3 protein-coding genes are annotated in these 2,915 nt (G+C 39.0%); all 3 read left to right on the top strand.

The genetic code is table 11. The annotated features are described in order from the left end of the window. The first annotated feature begins 126 nt into the window (after positions 1-126). On the top strand, positions 127-1,095 hold the full coding sequence (locus AKJ31_RS22265; RefSeq protein ID WP_245639090.1) for a hypothetical protein: 969 nt from the start codon (positions 127-129) through the stop codon (positions 1,093-1,095). Positions 1,096-1,109: 14 nt separating this feature from the next. Next, positions 1,110-2,084 carry a hypothetical protein gene (locus tag AKJ31_RS22260; protein WP_053411166.1) on the top strand — a complete coding sequence of 325 codons (975 nt, stop codon included), beginning with the start codon at positions 1,110-1,112 and terminating at the stop codon, positions 2,082-2,084. Positions 2,085-2,169: 85 nt separating this feature from the next. Continuing rightward, positions 2,170-2,910, top strand: a complete 741-nt coding sequence (locus AKJ31_RS22255; RefSeq protein WP_053411165.1) for a hypothetical protein — start codon at positions 2,170-2,172, stop codon at positions 2,908-2,910. The last annotated feature ends 5 nt before the right edge of the window (positions 2,911-2,915 follow it).

Raw genomic sequence — 2,915 nt, 5'->3', positions numbered from 1 at the left:
CGATACTGGCGCGATATGAGTGAAGAAGAATATAAAGCGGCACTCGAAGCAATCAGAAACAAACAACAAGGCAAGCCTGAAACAGGCCCTGAATTAGATATATTTTCAGAAGCTGTATAGATTTACATGATGGAAAAACAGACACCTCAAATGGCTTACAACTCAGAACAGTTTGAACTTCAGGCTCCAAAGCCTCCTCAAGGCTTTCTGCGCCAAGTATTGTCTAAAGGTCAAAGCTTCGGTTTTACTAAAGCAAACACCAGTATTGCGACGTCATTAGCGAAAGAAACTAAACCATCTTCAATGAAGACATTAGAAAGAAATCGCGATAAGACAATGTATTGGAATGAAAAGACACTAACTTGTGAAACATTATCCAACTGGTCTCAGTTTTATTTATTTATCGCGGGGATGGCTAAAACAGTGATGCTGTTTTTCTTACCACTCTTTTATCTATTGGAATTGGCTGCGCTTATTTTTGGCGAAGGAGGTTGGGAACTAAGAGGTCCCTTTTTCTATGACCTAACACTTTATGGTTTGTTGCCCTGCTTACTTATCTATGGGCATTTTAAGCTGGTTGATAGAGGGTATTTGTTCTTAGCACCTTTCTTAAAAAGTAAAATACTTTTCGAGCTGAATAGACAAACTGGTATGGTCACTTTGTTTAAAAAGGGCAATAGAAAGCGTTTTGAGCATCCATTTATCGAGTTTGATTGTGTTCTTATCTCTGCACCTTCTCCGCAAGGGCATCTTAATTACAATTTAGTACTCATTCATCGCTATCATGAATACTCTGTTGGTGTTCCTCTGCATAATTTCGTCGATACCAATCAGACTGTGTCTGAATATCATCGGCTATGGAATATGATCCAAAGGTATATGGACGTTAGCCAGCCAATGCCAGATATTATGATTCTCGAACCAGCTCGAGAGAAAGATCCAACCACGGTTGCGTATGATAAATCTACTCATCGTGACCCTAGATATTGGCGTGATATGACAGATGAACAGTTTGAAAAAGAGATGAAACAACTCGAAGAAAAACAACGTTCACAGCCGGCTACTGGGCCGGAATTAAACATTTTTCAGAAGTAAGTTAGCTGATTGATATGAATGTTAATTATTACCAAGACACAGCCTTTAACAGCAAAAAACGATACCATTTATCACCAGAAAGTGGCGATAACAATCTACTTAAGAAGTCTCTAAAGTTAGGTTCTCAAAAACTGCCTTTCAGTAATCCTATTAATGAAATTAGCACCAGAGTAGATATTGAAAATAAACCTAGTTTGATGGAGAAATTACGCGAAACAAAACCAAAGCTTGAACCATTTTGGGATCACGAAAAACTAATAGTTGAGAGATCAAGTAAGTGGTTCCGATTGTACTACTTCTTATCCGCCTTAGGGAAAGGCTTGATAGCTATCGCTTTACCACTATTCACGTTAGTGTGTTTGCTTTTGGGAGTACTTAATGAAGAAGTATTTACATTAGTTTTCTTTCCAGCCTTACAGTGGATATTTCTTCCAGCCGCACTATTATGGTTACAAGTCATGTTAATGGATCGCGGTTACTGGACACCAACCTGGATTATGACCTCAAAAAAGGTGTTTACGCTTAACCGCAAAACAGGCATGGTCACCCTATATAAAGGCAATGGCAAAGTACGTTACTCTCACCCTATAGTTGAATTCGATTGCGTCTTAGTGAGTATGCCAAGTCACCAAGGATTGATGAATTACAACCTAATGTTGGCACATAGATATAGCGGCTCCATGCATGGTATTCCGCTGAGCACACTTGCAACACCGAATGAATCAGTATCTGAATATTATCGCATCTGGAACATGATCCTATGTTACATGGACGTATCTCAACCTTTACCAGACTGCCTTATTCTTGAAGAGTCTCGACACCTCGACCCTGTTACCGCAGAGTATGATAGGAAAACTGGTCGAAACCCTCGATACTGGCGCGATATGAGTGAAGAAGAATATAAAGCGACACTCGAAGCAATCAGAAACAAACAACAAGGCAAGCCTGAAACAGGCCCTGAACTAAACATATTTTCACAAGTGAGCTAAATATTAAGATGTGCAGAAAATATAATAAATACACTGCTTTTAACAGTGAAAAACGATATCGAATAATTACTGCAAGCACTAAATAATGACGAACACGGAAATGATAGAGTCACTTAAAGCTCTGCTTTATGACGCTGAAGTCAAGTATTCTTGGGAGCAAAAAGGGTCAGTAGTAATTAGTAGATATGGTCATCTTATAAGTTGGGGTGTATCGATATTTTTGAGCTATTCAATATTCAGTTTTTTTTGGTTTGTTCTTGATGGTTTTACTGTCGATACACCTGAGTTTTGGGCTATGTTCGTATTTATGACGATGATGATGTTGGTCTCAAGGTATTTATATTTCCCCGATAACCATCGCTGTTACCACTTAACTTCATTGGGTATTCATTATACCGAGCAAGATATGATCCCAGAGGTGGCTTACAAAATCGTTCGTGGCTTTGCGTGGGTGGGGATTGCGGTGTGTATTATTTCTGTCTTTGTACTTGGTCCTCTGGCCTTTGTAGGGGCAGGAGCGTTTGCGTTGATGTCATTTAGAATGACCAATTTTCAGCCAACTGTTGACAAGTCATATGTATTAATGGGTGGAAGAAGTATTCTCTTTAATCTAATCAATGATAATGTGCTCTCTTTTACTGTCCCAGAAAAAGGGCAAATGCAATACAAAGGGTTGATATTTACTTCGAATCAACAAGAAAAAGAAGAGCTACTAAACCACATACGTTCACTTTTTCACGATATTGAGGTTGTCCAAATCAAAAGACGCAATGACCAATACAAGCATCCCATTTATCAGCAAGATGAAGGAGAGGTGGTGGAGTAATTCTG

Origin of the sequence: Vibrio hepatarius (assembly GCF_001274785.1) — a bacterium.
GTDB classification, from domain to species: domain Bacteria; phylum Pseudomonadota; class Gammaproteobacteria; order Enterobacterales; family Vibrionaceae; genus Vibrio; species Vibrio hepatarius.
Note: the sequence above shows the minus strand (reverse complement) of the source record. Positions and strands in the feature narration are given on the sequence as shown.